This window comes from Pragia fontium, from assembly GCF_900638655.1.
Taxonomy (GTDB): domain Bacteria; phylum Pseudomonadota; class Gammaproteobacteria; order Enterobacterales; family Enterobacteriaceae; genus Pragia; species Pragia fontium.
Genome location: NZ_LR134531.1, coordinates 3,691,296 through 3,709,086 on the forward strand (window position 1 = coordinate 3,691,296; position 17,791 = coordinate 3,709,086).

The window sequence follows — 17,791 nt, forward strand, 5'->3', positions numbered from 1 at the left end:
TGCATCTACTTTATGTGCTTGTGTACAAAGCTCAATCCTGCACATTTATTCAGGTAAAATAACTTTACCTGAACGCGGTTTATCTTCGCATTAACGATCAAATAACCATGGTTTGACGTCACGTGGGTTGAGCAAAATCAGTTGCTGGGCTTCTGGGGTGCCTTCGAGATATTGGGTCTTGACTTGCATCTCTTTCAGTAGGTAATCAACTAAAGCAGCACGGGTGGTAATGTGCAGTTGCCCGTTATCCATTTGGTAGTCATGGACGATCACTTCCCTTTGCGCCTCATTCAAACGAGGATCGGGGGCAAAGATCAAATCCACCTGTGTATTCCAAACCTGATCATCGTCCTTGGTGTGCTCGGAAGCATCGAGCAATTCAGCTTCTCCACGACAACGGCTCAGCACCAAATCTCGGTAGTCCTGCGATTTTTCGCAGTAACCACGCATATGCCAACGTAAGCCCGTTTTGATAAAGGAGTGAGGGTGAAAAATTCGCCCTTGCCACTCGGGATTAGACAGTGAGACATACCCCAGTTCGACGCGTTTCTGCTGGCGAATAGCATCGGTTAAAACGGCAATGACTTGTGGAGAAACATAGCGCTGTGGGACGGAGCACTGCTCCCCCAATACAGAATTGAGTGCTGGCTGAGGCGCATAGAATTGACCTGTGCTCAACCATTGTAAGTAATGCTCTAGTGAGTGTTTTGGTGCTTGATATATATATTGAGCGCTAAATTGATATGGCCCTGAGGCCATTTTATTTAACCGTTCAGGATAACGCTCTTGGTAAGCTCGAATATCCTGATAAGCCTGTTGGCGAGTAATGACAAACTGATCGACGAGATCCTTGTTGCGGATATACCCTTGCCAAAGAGCAAGCATCTCTAGGAAAAGGTGTCGCTCTTGAAGGGTGTGAATGGTCAAATTCAATCCGCCTATCGATTAAAAATACGCCTAGATTAGCATAATCAATAAGATTGGTTCGTGATTGTGTCTACAATCCACTGCTCTCAAGAATGAATCTTTTTTGGGTATGGAATGACATGTAATTATCCCATATAAAAAGCCCCAATATTATTGGGGCTAATGACCTTTTAATTATCTGACTATTGTTATTATTTTAGATCAACAACCTTAATCTGTTTGGCTGGCGACTTTGTGACGGGCAGTAATATTCAGCTTATAACCAATCCAGAACACCAGTGCGACACAAATCACGGTTAACAGGAAATTAGACCCCATTCCGGCATACTCTGCACGAATAACTGCACTGTACAGAAAGATCCCCAACAAGAAACAGGATGCCGCTAACATTGGCGTCCCTGCTGGCATTGGATGAGTAACATAACGTTGATGCAAACAATAAATAGAAAAACCCAGTGCGATTAATGGAAATATCGAAAACGCAATCACTGAGTCAAACAATGCATTAAACGATCCATTAACAGATAAACCGGCGATAAACGCCAATAACAGTATTCCATATTCTTTATTTACTTGTTCTGTCATTGATATTCCTCCTTTTATCTAGAGTGAAATGGGCACTACACCCTTCTCCTGTTCACGACGATACCAATAATATACGCCTTTGGAAATCATCCGTAGCTGTAAGACTAAACGTTCTTCCAACTGTTTACGTTGGGCTGCGTCAATATCCAGCGCTTCCGCACCGGCACTGAATACAATGGTCACCATGGCTTCAGCTTGCGCCTCAGAAAAGCTACGTGGCATCTGATTTGCCAGTTCGAGATAATCCGCCAGTTCCGCAATAAAGTGCTGAATCTCCCGAGCAACCGCGGCGCGAAATGCAGCGGAAGTACCTGAACGCTCCCGTAATAACAGCCGAAACGCGTTGGGATTATCACCAATAAATTCCATAAATGTGGAGACGGAAGTACGAATAACACTCCCACCTTTGGCGATTCTCTGGCGAGCCTGACGCATCAGTTGACGTAGCATCAGACCACTTTCATCCACCATAGTTAAACCCAGCTCGTCAACATCACGAAAATGACGATAGAAAGAGGTAGGGGCAATACCCGCCTCACGAGCCACTTCTCTTAAGCTTAAGCTAGCAAAACTCCGCTCAGCACTTAACTGGCTGAAGGCCGCCTCTATCAATGAACGACGGGTACGCTCTTTCTGTTGGGCTCTGACGCCTATCACATCTTAATCCTTACCTATCAATCCACTGACCGAATATACATGACCAGCATTTAGAATGATTAATCATAAACTGCTTTAAAATTTGCTGACCAAGAAACAAATCAAGAACGTTTGCTTTAACCAATGTTTATCCGCTAACGGACGATAGATTAACTCGTTCTCTTTTGCTCAGAATCAATCACGCCCGGCATATGTCCGGCAATAGTGTCAGCCAGTTGCTCATAACGCGCTCGCAATGGTGACCCCGGACGATAGACTAAACCAATGGTTCTTTTTGGCTCTGGCTTATAGCAAGGCAGATAATAGATCCCATCCCGTTCACGTTCCGGTGGCGCAGCCAGTAAAGGCAGCAATGTAATACCGCTGGCAGCAGCAACCATGTTGCGTAACGTTTCCAGGCTGGTTGCCCGAAAATGCGAATCCTCATCAGCACCGGCCTGAAAACAGAAGCCTAATGCCTGATCGCGTAAACAGTGGCCGTCTTCCAACATCAGCAACTTCTCACCGGCAAGTTCAGACATCATAATTTTGTCTCGGCCTGCCCAAGGGTGATCGGAATAAATCGCTAAACGCATTGGCTCATCATAGAGTGGAATTTCAATAAAAGACTCGGTCTCTTTTACCAGTGCCAAAATGGCACAGTCCAGCTTTCCACTGTCCAACTGCGCGAGTAGATCTTTCGTCTGAGCTTCATGAAGATACATTTCCAACTTAGGAAACTCTTGATGCAGCATGGGAATAATGTGGGGCAATAAATAGGGAGCAACCGTGGGAATCAAGCCAATATGCAATGGCCCAGACATGGTTTCACCCTGCTGGCTAGCCATCTCTTTTAATACTTTCACTTCTCGTAATACGGTTTTGGCCTGATCAACCAGCAGCATACCCGCCTGAGTGAACAAAACCTTACGGCTGGTTCGCTCAAGTAACATAACGCCTAATTCGTCTTCCAGTTTACGAATCTGTCCACTTAACGTTGGCTGGCTCACATGACACGAGTCCGCTGCACGTCGGAAGTGACAGTGTTCAGAGAGTGCAACAAGGTACTCCAAATCGCGAATATTCATAGCTCAATCCTTTAATTTAAGATAGTTCGTGTCAATAGATAAGATAGCGACTAACGATTATACCTATTAATCGGCTCAATGGATAATCATCAACAACAAAAATATGACGCTAGCAGTAAAAATTAGCACGCACACACAAATTGCATAAGAGGTTAAAACATGTTCAGTACTCAAGAAGGCCAGAAAGTACCTAATACCGTTTTCCATACCCGTCAGGGAGATCAGTGGATTGATATCAGTACTGAAGAATTATTCGCTAACAAAACCGTGATTGTGTTCTCCCTACCGGGCGCATTCACTCCGACCTGTTCTTCCAGCCATCTGCCTCGTTACAACGAACTGGCGCCAGTATTCAAACAATATGGTGTTGATAGTGTGTTATGCGTTTCCGTCAACGATACCTTCGTGATGAATGCCTGGAAATCAGAACAACACGCCGAAAACATTACCTTTATTCCTGACGGTAATGGTGAGTTCACCAAAGGCATGAATATGTTGGTTGAGAAAGCCGATTTAGGATTTGGCCCTCGCTCATGGCGCTATTCCATGCTGGTACGTAATGGCGTGATTGAAAAAATGTTTGTTGAGCCAAACAAGCCAGGCGACCCGTTTGAAGTCTCTGATGCCGACACCATGCTGAAATATTTGGCACCGGACTGCAAACTACAAGAATCGATTTCCCTGATGACTAAACCTGGCTGCCCATACTGTGCTAAAGCCAAACAAATGCTGCAAGAGCGTGGCCTACAGTATGAAGAGATCATTTTAGGCACCGATGCAACCACCGTTAGCCTGCGTGCGATTACTGGCCGTTCAACGGTTCCACAAATCTATATCGGCGGACAGCATATTGGCGGCAGCGATGATTTAGAAAAATATTTCGCCGCCTAATAAGACCAACAGAACGTATTTTGATTTTTTAAGCCACCATAATTTTAAAGTTAGCCAATGGTAAGTTTTGGCGGACTCCGGTCCGCCTTTTTTTATTCAGGAGTCAAAGGATGAAAGTATTACAGGTTGATGTTGCCGTGATTGGCGGCGGCACCGCAGGATTAGGCGCTTACCGTGCAGCAAAACGATTAACGCCCAATGTGGTCATGATTGAAGGTGGCCCATATGGAACAACCTGTGCCAGAGTTGGCTGTATGCCTTCAAAGCTATTAATTGCTGCGGCTGAAGCAGTACACCATATAGACATGGCGCCTGGATTTGGTATTCACCCACAGGGTGAAACCAGAATTGACGGTCGCGAAGTAATGAGTCGAGTTAAGCGCGAACGCGATCGTTTTGTTGGCTTTGTTCTGGAAGGCGTCGGGGAAATTCCTCAGCAGGATAAAATTAGCGGCTACGCCCGGTTTATCGATGACAATATGCTACAGGTTGACGAGCACACACGAATTCAGGCAAAGCGTATTGTGATTGCCACTGGTTCACGCCCAAGCTGGCCGGCACCATGGAACTCTCTGGGCGATCGTTTAATCATTAATGATGATGTTTTCAACTGGGACGATCTACCGAAGTCGGTAGCGGTATTTGGCCCTGGCGTTATTGGTTTAGAGCTGGGTCAGGCGCTGCATCGTTTAGGGGTTAAAGTCACGATGTTTGGTGTCGGTGGTGCCGTCGGCCCGCTGACGGATGGTGCTATTCGCCAATATGCCGCAAATACGCTAAATCAAGAGTTCTATCTCGATCCAGATGCCAAAGTCGAGCTAATGGAACGCAGAGACGATAGCGTGTTTATCCGCTATCAAGATAAAGACGGTCATCCGCAAGAAATTACCGTTGATTACGTGTTGGCCGCCACGGGCCGCCGTCCTAACGTCGATAAAATTGGTCTGGAAAACACCTCTCTTGAACTTGATGATCGTGGTGTACCTATTGCCGATCGTCTTACGATGCAAACCAATCTCCCACATATTTTTATTGCCGGAGACGCCAGCAATCAACTGCCACTGCTTCATGAAGCCAGCGATCAGGCACGCATTGCCGGCGAGAATGCGGGGTCATATCCTGAGATATCGCCCAGTTTACGTCGCAGCTCAATTTCCGTAGTGTTCTCCGATCCACAGATCGCCATGGTTGGCTCAACCTATCGGGAACTGAATCAAAAGTTCAGCGCCTGCGGCTGTTTTGAAATTGGCGAAGTCTCTTTTGAAAATCAGGGACGTTCACGAGTGATGCTACGCAATAAAGGCCTGCTGCACGTTTATGGGGAACAAGGTACCGGTCGTTTTCTTGGTGCCGAAATGATGGGGCCAAACGTTGAGCATATTGCTCATCTGTTAGCTTGGGCGCATCAACAGCAAATGACCATTCCTCAGATGCTGGATATGCCCTTCTATCACCCGGTGATTGAAGAGGGCTTAAGAACGGCATTACGCGATCTGAATGCTAAATTGAGACTGGGCAATGATGAAATAGAGCGCTGTCAGCGTTGTCCTGGGGATTAAAATACCCGTTGCATATCTAACATAATACTTAAAAGCAGCCTGATTTATTTCTGGCTGCTTTTTTCTTTAAAAGACGGTATAAACTAATCTGCTCGACTCTCCATTGGCATTCAACAACAGGCCTATACGGAAATTAACTGAATAAAAAATAGCGTGTCATTCATTAGAGGGAACTATTATGGCAGAAATGAAGTTTTTCCTACTCTCAGCCTTGGTGATTTTTGCCACATTTATGGGGTTTCATGCGCCCTTATTCTATGTTGTCTTTATGTTCATCTTATATCCAGTCTATATCTCGATCAGAACCGAAAGCCTAAGAAAAAGTGGAAAATTACTCATTGAGTCCAAAAAGAACCAGTGGATATTCTATATGCAGGGTATACCGGTTAAAGAAGCGATAAATAGCTTACATAATATACATGCCCCATCAGAAAACGAGCTGGGTTCAATATTTAATAGAATGCTTAACGCGAAATTACTCGTTCTGTTCACTCTGCTGGCGATTACTTGCCATAACTTTTATACCTACTTTATCCTTGGGCAGATACCTGTATTTTTTAATAATATATGGCTTATTATCGCAACTCTTCTGATCGGTCTTCTCTTTACCGTATTTATCGTCCAAAAAATACGCAACTGTATAAAAATAAAACAACTTATAAACAAAAAAACATGGATTATTAGTTGCCATGAGAATCATGGTATTGACTACTATTCGGCTTATCACATAATCACGGAAAAGAATGAGGTTTCTTATTCGCCATTCTTGTCTACCATACTAAAGTAATACTTCTTTTAGTGAACAGGATATCAGTACTGGTTTTAAGTTATTTTACAAACCGTAATGGGTCCCACTTAAAAAGTAAGGTTAATTAAAAAATAGCAGTAGTATTTTCACCTATTACTAACATTCAAATCATTACTTATCGTTTATTTCTTCTGAATACATTGAAATAACACTCCTTAAACTATCTAAGTAAGAAGTCACAAATAAAATTCAATAATCAATATCCCAGATTAAATTATATCTGTGCAAATAAACAAAAATATAAATAATCATTTATTTAAACACGCTTACTCCCTATAATCCCCGCGCTGTATTTTTATAATTTATATTTAAAATTTAAATTAGGGATAATCTTTTAATGAAAAAAATTCTTCTGGCTTCTATTATTTCTTTAAGCGTATGTGGCATGGTTAATGCTGGAGAACATACGGTGACTTTAGGCTATGCGCAAAGTAAAGTTCAGGACTTTGATGATATTAACGGCGTTAACGTAAAATATCGCTATGAGTGGGATTCTCCTCTAAGCATTATTTCATCCTTCACTTATATGAAGGGCGATAAAGATATGAGCTATCGTGCATATAGAGATATTATAAAAACCAAGGCCGAAGTAAAATATTATTCCATCTCCGCTGGTCCAGCCTACCGTTTTAATGACTTCGTTAGTATCTATGGCTTAATGGGCGTCAATGTTAACGATGTGGACTATTCCAGCAAATGGTATAACGCTGACAGTAGCTCTTATTCTTATAGTGGCACGCTGCACAGTAGCCAAACTAAATCTACCTTGATGTATGGTGCAGGCTTACAGATTAACCCAGTGACTAATCTGGCAATTGATGTTGGTTACGAAGGGTCCCGAATGGATGTAGACGGTAAAAACTATTCAATCAACGGCTTCAACGTTGGCTTAGGCTACCGTTTCTAATTTCATATTAAGTCACCCTCAATAAAACCAAAGCCCATAAATAGATTCACTATTTATGGGCTTATTTATTCTCGTCGTGACAAATTAAATATCCAGACGTACTTTTGCCGCATTAATCGCGCTGGCAACCTGCTCAGGGTTCACGCCACCTTTAGCACAGCGTTTTTCCAGACAGGACTTCAGCGATAAAGCAGGATAAACATCTTGGTCAATCGCCTCATTAAACTGCTGTAGCTGAGCCAATGAAAGTTCTTCTAAAGCTTTACCCTGTTTAATCGCTTCTAATACCGCAGAACCAACAATATGGTGGGCTTCACGGAATGGAATACCTTTAGCCACCAAATAATCCGCCAATTCAGTGGCGTTGGCATATCCCTGCTGAGCCGCTTCCTGACAGCGAGGACGTTTTACCTGAATACCATCAAGCACCAGCACTGCCATATGCAGGCAGTCTAGCCAGGTATCAAGCGCATCAAAAATGCCCTCTTTGTCTTCCTGCATATCTTTATTGTACGCCAGAGGTAAGCCTTTAAGGGTCATTAACATACCGCTAAGCGCCCCCTGAACGCGGCCACATTTGCCACGAATTAATTCCAGCGCATCAGGGTTTTTCTTTTGCGGCATCAGGGATGAACCAGAAGTCACCCGATCGGAAAGTTCAACAAATCCAGACTCACCACTGTTAAAGAAGATCAGATCTTCAGCAAAACGCGATAGATGCACCATACTAATGGATGCATCAGACAGCAATTCCAGCACGTGATCGCGATCGGATACGCTGTCCAAACTGTTACGGGTTGCCGAACTAAAGCCTAACCAACCCGCCAGTTGATCCCGGTCAATTGGATAAGCGGTTCCTGCCAACGCACCGCAGCCCAACGGGCTGGTATCCATACGCTTTAACGCATCCTGTAAACGGCTTTCATCACGAGCCAACATCTCGGTATAGGCTAAACACCAGTGAGCAAACGTCACTGGCTGAGCGCGTTGTAGATGAGTATAGCCCGGCATAACTGCATCTTGATTCTGCTCGGCGGTGATCACCAATGCCTGTTGCAGCTCTTTCACCGCATGCAGCAGTTGCTCCACTTCCATTTTGCACCATAACTTCAGGTCAGTAGCTACCTGATCGTTACGGCTACGGCCGGTATGCAGCTTTTTACCCAAATCACCGACTTTACCAATCAGCTTCTGTTCGACCCAACTATGGATATCTTCCGCATCACTGGCAACAATGGCTCCCGGTTCTGCACGCACTTCAATCAATAGCTGGTCTAACGCTTTTTCTAATTGTTGTTGTTCTTCAGCGCTTAACACACCCACGGTTACCAGTGCTTTAGACCATGCGACAGAACCAATAATATCTTGCTCCGCCAGACGATAATCAAAACGCAGTGAATCATTAAACTGCTTAAAACGCTGGTCTGCCGCTTGACTGAACCTGCCACCCCACAATGCCATACCCTTTACTCCTGAAAATCAGGGCAATAACAACCACCCTGGATTGATAACAACGAATGATATTAACTGGTTTCTGGACTCTACCGCGAAAAACAAAATAATGATGTTATCGGGTAAAATACATTGCGCTTAATAAAATAAGGGGCAATATCCTCATCGCCCCTCATGCTCTGTTAGCAAGAATAACGCCTTGAACTCAAAACGTTAAACGGTTTATCACTTCTTCAGTTCATTCAGCGCACGAATCCGACCTGAAAGTGAGAACAGACGGATAAAGCCACCTGCATGACTGTGATCGTAAACTTCATCTTCCCCGAATGTAGCAAACTCTTCGGAATACAGGCTATTAGATGATTGCTTCTGGATCGCCGTGGCCTGTCCTTTATACAGTTTCACCACCACCTCACCGTTAACATCTTCAGCCAGCGACTCTGCCGCAGCCTGAATGGATTTACGTAACGGAGCGAACCAACGACCATCATAAACCACATAGGACATTTCCAGCCCCAGTTGCTCACGCCACTTGAAGCTGTCACGATCGAGCACCAGCTGCTCAACGCCACGCAGCGCCGTTACCATAATGGTGCCCCCCGGCGTTTCATAACAGCCACGGGATTTAATCCCTACCAGACGGTTCTCAACAATATCAATACGGCCTACGCCATGTTTGGCACCCAGTTCATTCAGGGCTTCCAAACATTGGAACGGACTCATGGCTTTGCCGTTCACCGCAGTGACTTTGCCCTTTTCTACCTTAACCGTAACCAGTTCAGGCTGATCTGGTGCGTCTTCCGGCGATACGGTCCATACCCAACAATCTTGGTTAGAAGCGTTCCACGGAGTTTCCAGTACGCCACCTTCGGTGGAGATATGCCATGCGTTTTCATCACGACTGTAGATTTTTTCCAGCGAGGCCGTAGTCGGAATATTGCGCTCTTTCAGATAATCCAGTAGGGCTTCCCGGGAACGTAAGTTCCACTCACGCCATGGTGCCACTACTTTCAGGTGCGGAGCCAAAGCCGCATAAGTAGTTTCAAAACGCACCTGATCGTTACCTTTACCCGTCGCACCATGACACACCGCATCCGCACCCAATTTCAACGCCAACTCAACTTGAGCCTTAGCAATGATTGGACGCGCCATGGAAGTACCCAGTAAATAGCTGCCTTCATACAAAGCGCCGGTTTGCAGTACCGGATAAACATAGTCACGAATAAACTCTTCACGCAAATCGACCACATAGCACGAAGATGCGCCAGAGCTCAGCGCTTTTTGTTCTACGCCTTCAAGGTCAGAACGTTCCTGTCCAATATCGGCAACAAAAGCCACCACTTCACAGTCGCCGTAGTTCTCTTTTAGCCATGGAATAATGGCTGATGTATCCAGGCCGCCGGAGTAGGCTAATACAATTTTCTTAATACCGTTGTTATTCATCACGATTTCCTTGATTGCTAAGTCTTAATTCAGTTACTGAATAGTTGTTGAGAAAAAATATCCGCACATTTAATCAATCGATGGCCCGCTACGCTAATATGCGTGTCCCAACGGGCATCCCATTAAACAATGCGGGTAATTGGTCGGCATTACGCCAACTGGCAATATCAACCGGGCGCCCTAAAGTGCGGGCGGCATCCAGAGCCGCATTAACTTTCACGATCATGCCATCGGTAATAATGCCTTGCTCTATCAGCTTTTCGGCCTTTTCGGCACTCATTTCAGCGATACGCTGACCTTTACCGTCCAAAATACCGCTAACGTCAGAAAGCAGAACCAAATCCGCTCCCAGCGTTGCGGCTAATGCTGTCGCAGCCTGATCGGCATTCACGTTCATCAGCACACCTTCTGGTGTAATGCCAATGGAGCTAACAATCGGCAAATAGCCGCCTGCTAATAGGGTTTCAATCAGTTTTTTACTGCCCGCTTTAGCTTCGCCCACGTGGCCTAACTCATCAGACAGTTGTTTGACGGCGACCATATCACCATCGGCCAAACACAGGCCAATCGCATCAATCTGGTATTTTTTAGCTGCCGCCATCAGGGTTTTGTTCGCCGTACCGGCCAAAGCGCCGGTGATGGTGCCAATCTGATCTTGCGGTGTGACCCGTAGTCCATTGCGGCGAACTACCGGCAGCGCCAGCTTTTTCATTAGCTCATCCACCAAACAGCCACCGCCATGAACAATAATCAGGTCACGCTGATGCTTTTGCTTATAACCAGCAAGCGCAACAAACAGGCGTTCCATGGCTTCATCACTGTCTAACAGAGCACCACCAAGTTTAATAATTAATGGATTCATCCTTTCTTCTCCCTAGAGCAAGGATTGGGTTTCATGGAAGCCAAAGCGTATATTCATACACTGAACGGCCTGAGCTGCCGCGCCTTTCAATAAATTATCTTCAGCGGCCACCACGATAATGTGCTGTCCATCAACGGCAAAGCCAATATCACAGAATGGTTGTCCAATAACCGATTTTAGCGCCGGAAGCCCTTTTTCATAGACCCGAACCAACGGTTTATTGTGATAAGCGTTGAAAAATGCAGTTTTAATATCGGCTTCAGTCACGCCCGGTTTTAAACGGCAAGTAATCGTCGCCAAAATACCGCGCGGGAAGTTGCCTAAATGTGGTGTAAAAATCACCGGTATACCAAGATGTGCGACAATCTCTGGTTGATGGCGGTGGGTGAATACACCATAAGGCTGTAGGCTCACTTCGCAAAAACTGGTTGTCATACTGGCTTTACGCCCGGCACCGCTCACGCCGCTCACTGCATTAATCACCGGCCACTGTTGCTGATCTAAAAAACCAGCCTCAACCAGTGGTTTAAGGGCCAGCTGCGATGCTGTCGGATAGCAACCGGCTACCGCAACCAACTGAGCCTGTTTAATATTTTCACTTTGCCACTCAGCCAAGCCATACACTGCCTGCTTTAACAGATCCCGATGCTGATGGCTAAAGCCATAGTATTTGGTATAAAAATCAGCATCATCGACACGGAAAGCGCCGGACAGGTCAAACACCACACAGCCTGCGGCCAAAAATTTCGGTGCCAGATCGTGGCTCACTTCATGAGCCGTGGCGAGAAAAACCACATCAATACCTTTAGCCGCCTCAGCAACGTCGGTTAACGGCTGAAGGGGTAAATCAACCAAACCTTTAAGCTGCGGATGCAAATCTGAAAAAGTCTTTCCTGCATCGGCGCTTTGTGCCGACACCATCAGACCGGCAATATTAATTTCAGGGTGACGCCGCAGATATACAGCCAATTCTGCTCCGGTATAACCACTTGCGCCAACAATCAGTGTTTCAAGCATACAAATAGACCTGTATTTAAATGCGTACAGAGTTTGGAAACGGCAGCACGCTACGGTAAGGTGGATGAATATTGCTTAAGGTACGAAATTCTGTTCCCTTACACAATCCTTTATTGTATTTTTATGCAAAATAAATGAATTTATATTGAATTAATCACTAAGCAGGTGCCGAATTGTGAATAAAACCCTACCGCCTTTTATTGAGCTATACAGTAAACTTATCGCTATCCCCAGTATCAGTGCTACGGATGCTGCACTGGATCAAAGCAATGAATCCCTGATTAATCTACTGGCGGAATGGTTCAGCACGCTGGGGTTTAAGGTTGAAGTCCAGCCCGTTCCTGAAACGAGAAATAAATTTAATCTGCTGGCCTCTCTGGGTGAAGGCCCCGGTGGATTACTTCTCACTGGCCACACCGATACCGTGCCCTTTGATGATGGCCGATGGACTCGCGACCCTTTTACCCTGACAGAACACGACAATAAGCTTTATGGATTAGGCACCGCCGATATGAAGGGCTTCTTTGCCTTTATTCTTGATGCATTAAGAGATATTGATAAAAGCAAACTGACTAAACCACTCTATATTCTGGCAACCGCTGACGAAGAAACCTCAATGGCCGGCGCTCGCTATTTCTCCGCCACCAGCCAACTAAAACCCGATTGTGCCATTATTGGTGAGCCAACCTCTCTTCAGCCGGTTCGCGCCCATAAAGGACATATTGCCGACGCTATCCGCATTACTGGTCAGTCGGGCCACTCCAGCGATCCGTCCCGAGGAGTTAACGCCATTGAACTGATGCATGATGCTATCGGTCACCTGATGGGACTTAGAGATTCGCTGAAACAGCGTTATCACCATGACGCTTTTGCCATTCCTTATCCAACGATGAACTTCGGTCACATTCACGGTGGGGATGCACCGAATCGGATTTGCGCCTGCTGTGAATTACATATGGATATTCGACCGTTACCCGGGCTAACCCTCAACGATCTGGATGAATTAGTACATGGTGCACTGGAACCACTTAGCTCACGCTGGCCGGGTCGAGTGGCCATTGAGCACCTGCATACGCCGATTCCTGGCTATGAATGTGCCGCAGATAACTCATTGGTCAAAGTGGTGGAAAAACTGGTTGGCGCTCAGGCTGAAGTCGTCAACTATTGTACCGAAGCCCCATTTTTACAGCAGATGTGTCCAACGCTGGTATTAGGGCCGGGTTCTATTGACCAAGCTCATCAGCCGGATGAATTTCTGGCAACTTCGTTTATCCAGCCAACCCGTCAACTTTTAACGCAAGTTATTCATCATTTTTGTGCCGTTGGATAACCACCGCTGAACCATCCATCGCCGCCCAAAACAGGTATTAATTGTTAGGGCGGTAAACACCACTATTAAATTCTGAAAGTAGAATTTGTTGTTGAAATCGCGGGTTTATAAGAATTGCTTAAAGGATTCAACAAAGTTGTGGCAATACTTAATTAGTGTGATACAACTCTAAATTTGGTACGCATAAAAATAACGATCGAAAACAACACAGCATCACGCTTAACTAACCAGGCAGGGGACATATGAACGAACAATATTCAGCAATGCGAAGTAATGTCAGCATGCTTGGCACGCTTCTCGGCGATACAATCAAAGATGCGTTAGGGGAAAATATCCTCGAACAGGTCGAGACCATTCGCAAATTATCCAAATCATCCCGGGCAGGTAACGAAGCTAACCGTCAGGCTCTGCTCTCTACCTTACAAAATCTCTCCAACGATCAATTATTGCCGGTAGCCAGAGCATTTAATCAGTTCCTTAACTTTGCCAATACCGCAGAGCAATACCACGGCATTTCATCTCGTGGTGAAGCAGCGAATAACCCAGCGGTATTCGCCAATCTTTTTCAGCGCCTGAGAGAGAAACACATTACCGATGATGCGGTGCGTGAAGCGGTTGCTCAACTATCCATTGAGCTAGTACTCACCGCACACCCGACGGAAATTGCCCGTCGCACCATGATTCATAAGCTGGTTGAAGTGAATAACTGTCTCAGCCAGTTGGATCACAACGATTTGGCCGATTATGAGCACGACAAGATTATGCGCCGTCTGCGCCAGTTGGTTGCTCAGTCCTGGCATACCGATGAAATTCGTAAAAATCGCCCAACGCCAGTTGATGAAGCCAAATGGGGATTTGCTGTCGTAGAAAACAGCCTGTGGGAAGGTGTACCTGCCTTTATGCGAGAGTTTAACGATCAGTTGGCTGACGCGTTGGACTATAAGCTACCGGTCGATGCGGTTCCTGTGCGCTTTACTTCTTGGATGGGCGGCGATCGTGACGGCAACCCTAACGTTACCGCTAAAATTACCGAACACGTGATGATCTACGGTCGCTGGAAAGCCGCTGAATTGTTCCTGAAAGATATTCAGGTACTGGTATCAGAACTTTCAATGTCTGACTGTACTCCAGAATTACGCGCCATGGCCGGTGGCGATGAAGTGCTGGAACCTTATCGTGAGCTGATGAAAAAGCTACGCGCTCAACTGATCAGCACACATGCTTATCTCGGCGCCCGTCTGAACGGCGAACGCGTTACCTGTCCAGAAGATATCCTGATTGATAATAGTCAGTTGTGGGACCCGTTGTATGCCTGCTATCAATCACTTCAGGCCTGCGGTATGAGCATTATTGCCAATGGTCAGTTACTGGATACGCTACGTCGCATCGGTTGCTTCGGCCTGCCACTGGTACGCATTGATATTCGTCAGGAAAGTACTCGCCATAGCGATGCCTTAGCCGAGTTAACCCAATATCTGGAAATCGGTAACTACGACGAGTGGTCCGAAAAAGAGAAACAGGCATTTCTGGTAAAAGAGCTACAGTCCAGAAGACCATTGTTCCCACGGGACTGGCAACCTAGCGCCGATACTCAGGAAATTCTGGATACCTGTAAAGTGATTGCCAAAGCACCTCAAGGGTCGATTGCCGCCTATGTTATCTCCATGGCGCGTACACCGTCTGATGTGCTGGCCGTTCATTTATTATTGAAAGAAGCCGGCTGTCATTTCGCACTACCGGTCTGCCCGCTGTTTGAAACGTTGGAAGACCTGAATAACGCCAACGATGTGATGACCCAACTGCTGAATATTGACTGGTACCGCAACTTTATCGGCGGTAAGCAGATGATTATGATCGGCTATTCCGACTCATCGAAAGATGCTGGTGTATTAGCCGCCTCATGGGCGCAATATTATGCTCAGGAAGCGTTAATCAAAACCTGTGAACAGGCGGGTGTAGATCTAACGTTGTTCCACGGTCGCGGCGGTACCATTGGTCGCGGAGGGGCTCCGGCTCACGATGCGTTACTTTCTCAGCCTCCGGGCTCACTGAAAGGTGGATTACGCGTTACCGAACAGGGTGAAATGATCCGCTTTAAATTCGGTCTGCCAGAAGTGACGCTTGCCAGCCTGGCAAGCTATGCCAGTGCAATTCTGGAAGCCAATTTACTGCCACCGCCGAATCCAAAACAGGAATGGCGCGATATCATGGATGACCTGTCAGCCTTCTCCTGCAAAGAGTATCGTGACATCGTGCGGGAATCGCCAGACTTTGTGCCTTATTTCCGTTCAGCAACGCCAGAGCTTGAGCTCAGCAAACTACCGCTCGGTTCACGCCCAGCCAAACGTAAACCAAACGGCGGCGTAGAAAGCCTGCGAGCGATCCCATGGATCTTCGCCTGGACGCAAAATCGCCTGATGTTACCCGCATGGCTTGGCGCAGGTGCGGCCCTGAAACACGCTATTGATAACGGTAAGCAACAAGAACTGGCTGAAATGTGCCGTGATTGGCCGTTCTTCAATACCCGCATCAATATGCTGGAGATGGTGTACGCCAAAGCTGACCTGTGGCTGGCGGAGTATTATGACCAGCGTCTGGTAGAGCAACAACTGTGGCATCTGGGCCAGAAGCTACGCGCTCAGCTAGCAGAAGACATTAAAGTGGTACTGCAACTGGCGAATGACCAGCTACCAATGGAGAAATCCCCATGGATTGCCGAATCTATCGCTCTGCGTAATGTCTACACCGACCCGTTAAACGTTCTTCAGGCTGAGCTGCTGCACCGCTCTCGCCAACAAGAGACCGCAGATCCGCGAGTTGAACAAGCGTTGATGGTAACGATTGCCGGGATAGCTGCGGGAATGAGGAATACCGGTTAGTTTTTGCAAGGTAGCTCCATCCCTGTTAATCAAAAAATGCCGCAATATGCGGCATTTTTATTGATAACAAACCCTAAATAACCAAACGTAAACGGAAGGAGAGGGTTCTGTTGGGGTCGTAGCAGCTTTAGCTGCCGAAGCGCCCCTAAGAAGCGTAGGCCTGACGCCCGTTGAACTCAAAAACATCCCCTCTCGTCCGTGAGAGGAAGTAAATATTCCAACCTTCTTTTTACGGACGAAACATTCACTGAAATCAAATTAAATGACTTTATCTACACTCTCAATGCCGCATATTGCGGCATTTTTTACTTTAATCCTTTCCCTTTAAACAGGTTCTATCATATGAAAAACGAAATTCAATCTAAACTTACGCCGGTCTAACACCCAGCGTATGGCATATCGCATAGCTTAATTCAGCACGATTCAGAGTATAGAAATGGAAATCTTTTACCCCTTCACGGCACAAGATTTTGACCATATCCATTGCGATAGAAGCGCCGACCAATTTACGGGTTTCTATATCATCTTCCAAACCAGAGAACATTTGCGTCATCCACTGTGGAACGCGCACATTGGTCATCTTGGCAAAACGCTCCAACTGCTTAAAGTTGGATACCGGTAAAATACCCGGCACAATCTCAACATCAATACCTGTAGCTACACAGCGATCGCGGAAGCGTAAATAGCTTTCTACATCAAAGAAAAATTGGGTAATGGCTCGGTTGGCCCCCGCATCTACTTTCTTCTTCAGGTTGATTAAATCAGCCTGTGCGCTTTTTGCCTCTGGATGAACTTCTGGGTAAGCCGCCACAGAAATATCAAAATCCCCCACGCTTTTCAGCAGAGCTACCAGATCAGAAGCATACATATCAGGCTTGCCACCGCCAGCGGGTAAATCACCACGTAAAGCAACGATATGACGAATACCACTATTCCAATAATCTTTAGCAATATCCAATAGCTGGTCAGAGCTGGCATCAATACAGGTCAGGTGCGGAGCCGCATCCAAACCGGTTTTGTCCTTAATCCCTTTAATAATGCTATGAGTTCTGTCACGCTCACCAGAATTTGCACCGTAGGTAACAGACACAAACTTTGGCTTAAGGGTTTTTAAACGATCGATAGATTGCCAAAGGGTTTGCTCCATTTCTGTGGTGCTTGGCGGGAAAAACTCAAAAGAAACGTTAATCTGCCCGCTGACTTCCGCCAAACTCTGATTCAGTGCTTCCCGCTGATTAGCATGAAAAAAACTCATATCCTGTCCATCCCGTTAGTATTGGCTTTTGCCTGATATTCTTATGCGCCGTTTCGTTTAATATACTTCTGAACGTTTAGACGTCTAAACATCTAAATAAGATGGCTTAACTTGCTCATTCTGTCAACCGCAAAATAACAATAAATCAGAAT

Annotated in this window: 15 protein-coding genes; 6 read left to right on the forward strand and 9 right to left on the reverse strand. The window is 46.0% G+C overall.

From position 1 onward, the window contains the following. Positions 1 to 90: 90 nt before the first annotated feature. From EL341_RS15935 to oxyR, 4 genes are all read right to left on the reverse strand, one after another. The gene (locus EL341_RS15935; RefSeq protein ID WP_074824678.1) at positions 91 to 885 is read right to left on the reverse strand and encodes a WYL domain-containing protein; all 795 of its coding nucleotides are present in this window, start codon (positions 883 to 885) and stop codon (positions 91 to 93) included. 252 nt (positions 886 to 1,137) lie between these two features. Further along, complete coding sequence (locus EL341_RS15940) at positions 1,138 to 1,512, reverse strand: YijD family membrane protein (RefSeq protein ID WP_047782212.1); 375 nt, start codon at positions 1,510 to 1,512, stop codon at positions 1,138 to 1,140. Positions 1,513 to 1,530: 18 nt separating this feature from the next. Beyond that, a complete protein-coding gene (gene fabR / locus EL341_RS15945; RefSeq protein ID WP_047782810.1) occupies positions 1,531 to 2,166 on the reverse strand; it encodes an HTH-type transcriptional repressor FabR in 636 nt (211 codons plus the stop codon). A 152-nt stretch (positions 2,167 to 2,318) separates the two neighbouring features. Next, entirely contained in the window at positions 2,319 to 3,236 is a 918-nt protein-coding gene (oxyR, locus tag EL341_RS15950) for a DNA-binding transcriptional regulator OxyR (protein ID WP_047782213.1), read from the reverse strand. Positions 3,237 to 3,395: 159 nt separating this feature from the next. Between oxyR and EL341_RS15955 the strand changes: the two genes are divergently transcribed. The 4 genes from EL341_RS15955 to EL341_RS15970 all read left to right on the forward strand — a co-directional run bounded on the left by EL341_RS15955 (position 3,396) and on the right by EL341_RS15970 (position 7,401). Next, positions 3,396 to 4,127 (forward strand): glutathione peroxidase, encoded by a 732-nt coding sequence (locus EL341_RS15955; RefSeq protein WP_126468155.1) that lies wholly within the window; start codon positions 3,396 to 3,398, stop codon positions 4,125 to 4,127. A 110-nt stretch (positions 4,128 to 4,237) separates the two neighbouring features. After that, entirely contained in the window at positions 4,238 to 5,686 is a 1,449-nt protein-coding gene (locus EL341_RS15960) for a dihydrolipoyl dehydrogenase (protein WP_126468156.1), read from the forward strand. A gap of 178 nt (positions 5,687 to 5,864) precedes the next feature. Next, positions 5,865 to 6,473, forward strand: coding sequence for a hypothetical protein (locus EL341_RS15965; RefSeq protein ID WP_126468157.1), 609 nt, complete (start codon positions 5,865 to 5,867; stop codon positions 6,471 to 6,473). Positions 6,474 to 6,831: 358 nt separating this feature from the next. Further along, positions 6,832 to 7,401 (forward strand): Ail/Lom family outer membrane beta-barrel protein, encoded by a 570-nt coding sequence (locus EL341_RS15970; protein WP_047782217.1) that lies wholly within the window; start codon positions 6,832 to 6,834, stop codon positions 7,399 to 7,401. Between the two features lie 84 nt (positions 7,402 to 7,485). On the opposite strand, the gene argH is transcribed toward EL341_RS15970, so the two are convergent. The 4 genes from argH to argC all read right to left on the reverse strand — a co-directional run bounded on the left by argH (position 7,486) and on the right by argC (position 12,175). Continuing rightward, on the reverse strand, positions 7,486 to 8,862 hold the full coding sequence (gene argH, locus EL341_RS15975) for an argininosuccinate lyase (protein ID WP_126468158.1): 1,377 nt from the start codon (positions 8,860 to 8,862) through the stop codon (positions 7,486 to 7,488). Positions 8,863 to 9,078: 216 nt separating this feature from the next. Beyond that, the gene (locus EL341_RS15980; protein ID WP_047782219.1) at positions 9,079 to 10,296 is read right to left on the reverse strand and encodes an argininosuccinate synthase; all 1,218 of its coding nucleotides are present in this window, start codon (positions 10,294 to 10,296) and stop codon (positions 9,079 to 9,081) included. Between the two features lie 88 nt (positions 10,297 to 10,384). Beyond that, positions 10,385 to 11,158, reverse strand: coding sequence for an acetylglutamate kinase (gene argB / locus EL341_RS15985; protein WP_126468159.1), 774 nt, complete (start codon positions 11,156 to 11,158; stop codon positions 10,385 to 10,387). Positions 11,159 to 11,170: 12 nt separating this feature from the next. Next, positions 11,171 to 12,175: an N-acetyl-gamma-glutamyl-phosphate reductase gene (gene argC, locus EL341_RS15990; protein WP_114987162.1), complete on the reverse strand. Its 1,005-nt coding sequence runs from the start codon at positions 12,173 to 12,175 to the stop codon at positions 11,171 to 11,173. 175 nt (positions 12,176 to 12,350) lie between these two features. Here argC and argE point away from each other — a divergent pair, with 175 nt between their 5' ends. After that, positions 12,351 to 13,505 (forward strand): acetylornithine deacetylase, encoded by a 1,155-nt coding sequence (gene argE, locus EL341_RS15995; RefSeq protein WP_126468160.1) that lies wholly within the window; start codon positions 12,351 to 12,353, stop codon positions 13,503 to 13,505. 242 nt (positions 13,506 to 13,747) lie between these two features. Beyond that, positions 13,748 to 16,384 (forward strand): phosphoenolpyruvate carboxylase, encoded by a 2,637-nt coding sequence (ppc, locus tag EL341_RS16000; RefSeq protein ID WP_126468161.1) that lies wholly within the window; start codon positions 13,748 to 13,750, stop codon positions 16,382 to 16,384. A 367-nt stretch (positions 16,385 to 16,751) separates the two neighbouring features. Here the strand turns inward: ppc and metF are convergent, their stop codons facing one another. Next, positions 16,752 to 17,639 carry a methylenetetrahydrofolate reductase gene (metF, locus tag EL341_RS16005; RefSeq protein ID WP_047782224.1) on the reverse strand — a complete coding sequence of 296 codons (888 nt, stop codon included), beginning with the start codon at positions 17,637 to 17,639 and terminating at the stop codon, positions 16,752 to 16,754. Between the last annotated feature and the right edge of the window lie 152 nt (positions 17,640 to 17,791).

Excerpts from the sequence above, each read along its gene's own strand:
- EL341_RS15960 (WP_126468156.1), top strand. The coding sequence starts at position 4,238 with ATGAAAGTATTACAGGTTGATGTTGCCGTGATTGGCGGCGGCACCGCA.
- EL341_RS15935 (WP_074824678.1), bottom strand. The coding sequence starts at position 885 with ATGCTTGCTCTTTGGCAAGGGTATATCCGCAACAAGGATCTCGTCGAT.
- EL341_RS15980 (WP_047782219.1), bottom strand. The coding sequence starts at position 10,296 with ATGAATAACAACGGTATTAAGAAAATTGTATTAGCCTACTCCGGCGGC.
- EL341_RS15965 (WP_126468157.1), top strand. The coding sequence starts at position 5,865 with ATGGCAGAAATGAAGTTTTTCCTACTCTCAGCCTTGGTGATTTTTGCC.
- argH (WP_126468158.1), bottom strand. The coding sequence starts at position 8,862 with ATGGCATTGTGGGGTGGCAGGTTCAGTCAAGCGGCAGACCAGCGTTTT.
- EL341_RS15955 (WP_126468155.1), top strand. The coding sequence starts at position 3,396 with ATGTTCAGTACTCAAGAAGGCCAGAAAGTACCTAATACCGTTTTCCAT.
- EL341_RS15970 (WP_047782217.1), top strand. The coding sequence starts at position 6,832 with ATGAAAAAAATTCTTCTGGCTTCTATTATTTCTTTAAGCGTATGTGGC.
- metF (WP_047782224.1), bottom strand. The coding sequence starts at position 17,639 with ATGAGTTTTTTTCATGCTAATCAGCGGGAAGCACTGAATCAGAGTTTG.
- argB (WP_126468159.1), bottom strand. The coding sequence starts at position 11,158 with ATGAATCCATTAATTATTAAACTTGGTGGTGCTCTGTTAGACAGTGAT.
- argC (WP_114987162.1), bottom strand. The coding sequence starts at position 12,175 with ATGCTTGAAACACTGATTGTTGGCGCAAGTGGTTATACCGGAGCAGAA.
- ppc (WP_126468161.1), top strand. The coding sequence starts at position 13,748 with ATGAACGAACAATATTCAGCAATGCGAAGTAATGTCAGCATGCTTGGC.
- EL341_RS15940 (WP_047782212.1), bottom strand. The coding sequence starts at position 1,512 with ATGACAGAACAAGTAAATAAAGAATATGGAATACTGTTATTGGCGTTT.
- oxyR (WP_047782213.1), bottom strand. The coding sequence starts at position 3,236 with ATGAATATTCGCGATTTGGAGTACCTTGTTGCACTCTCTGAACACTGT.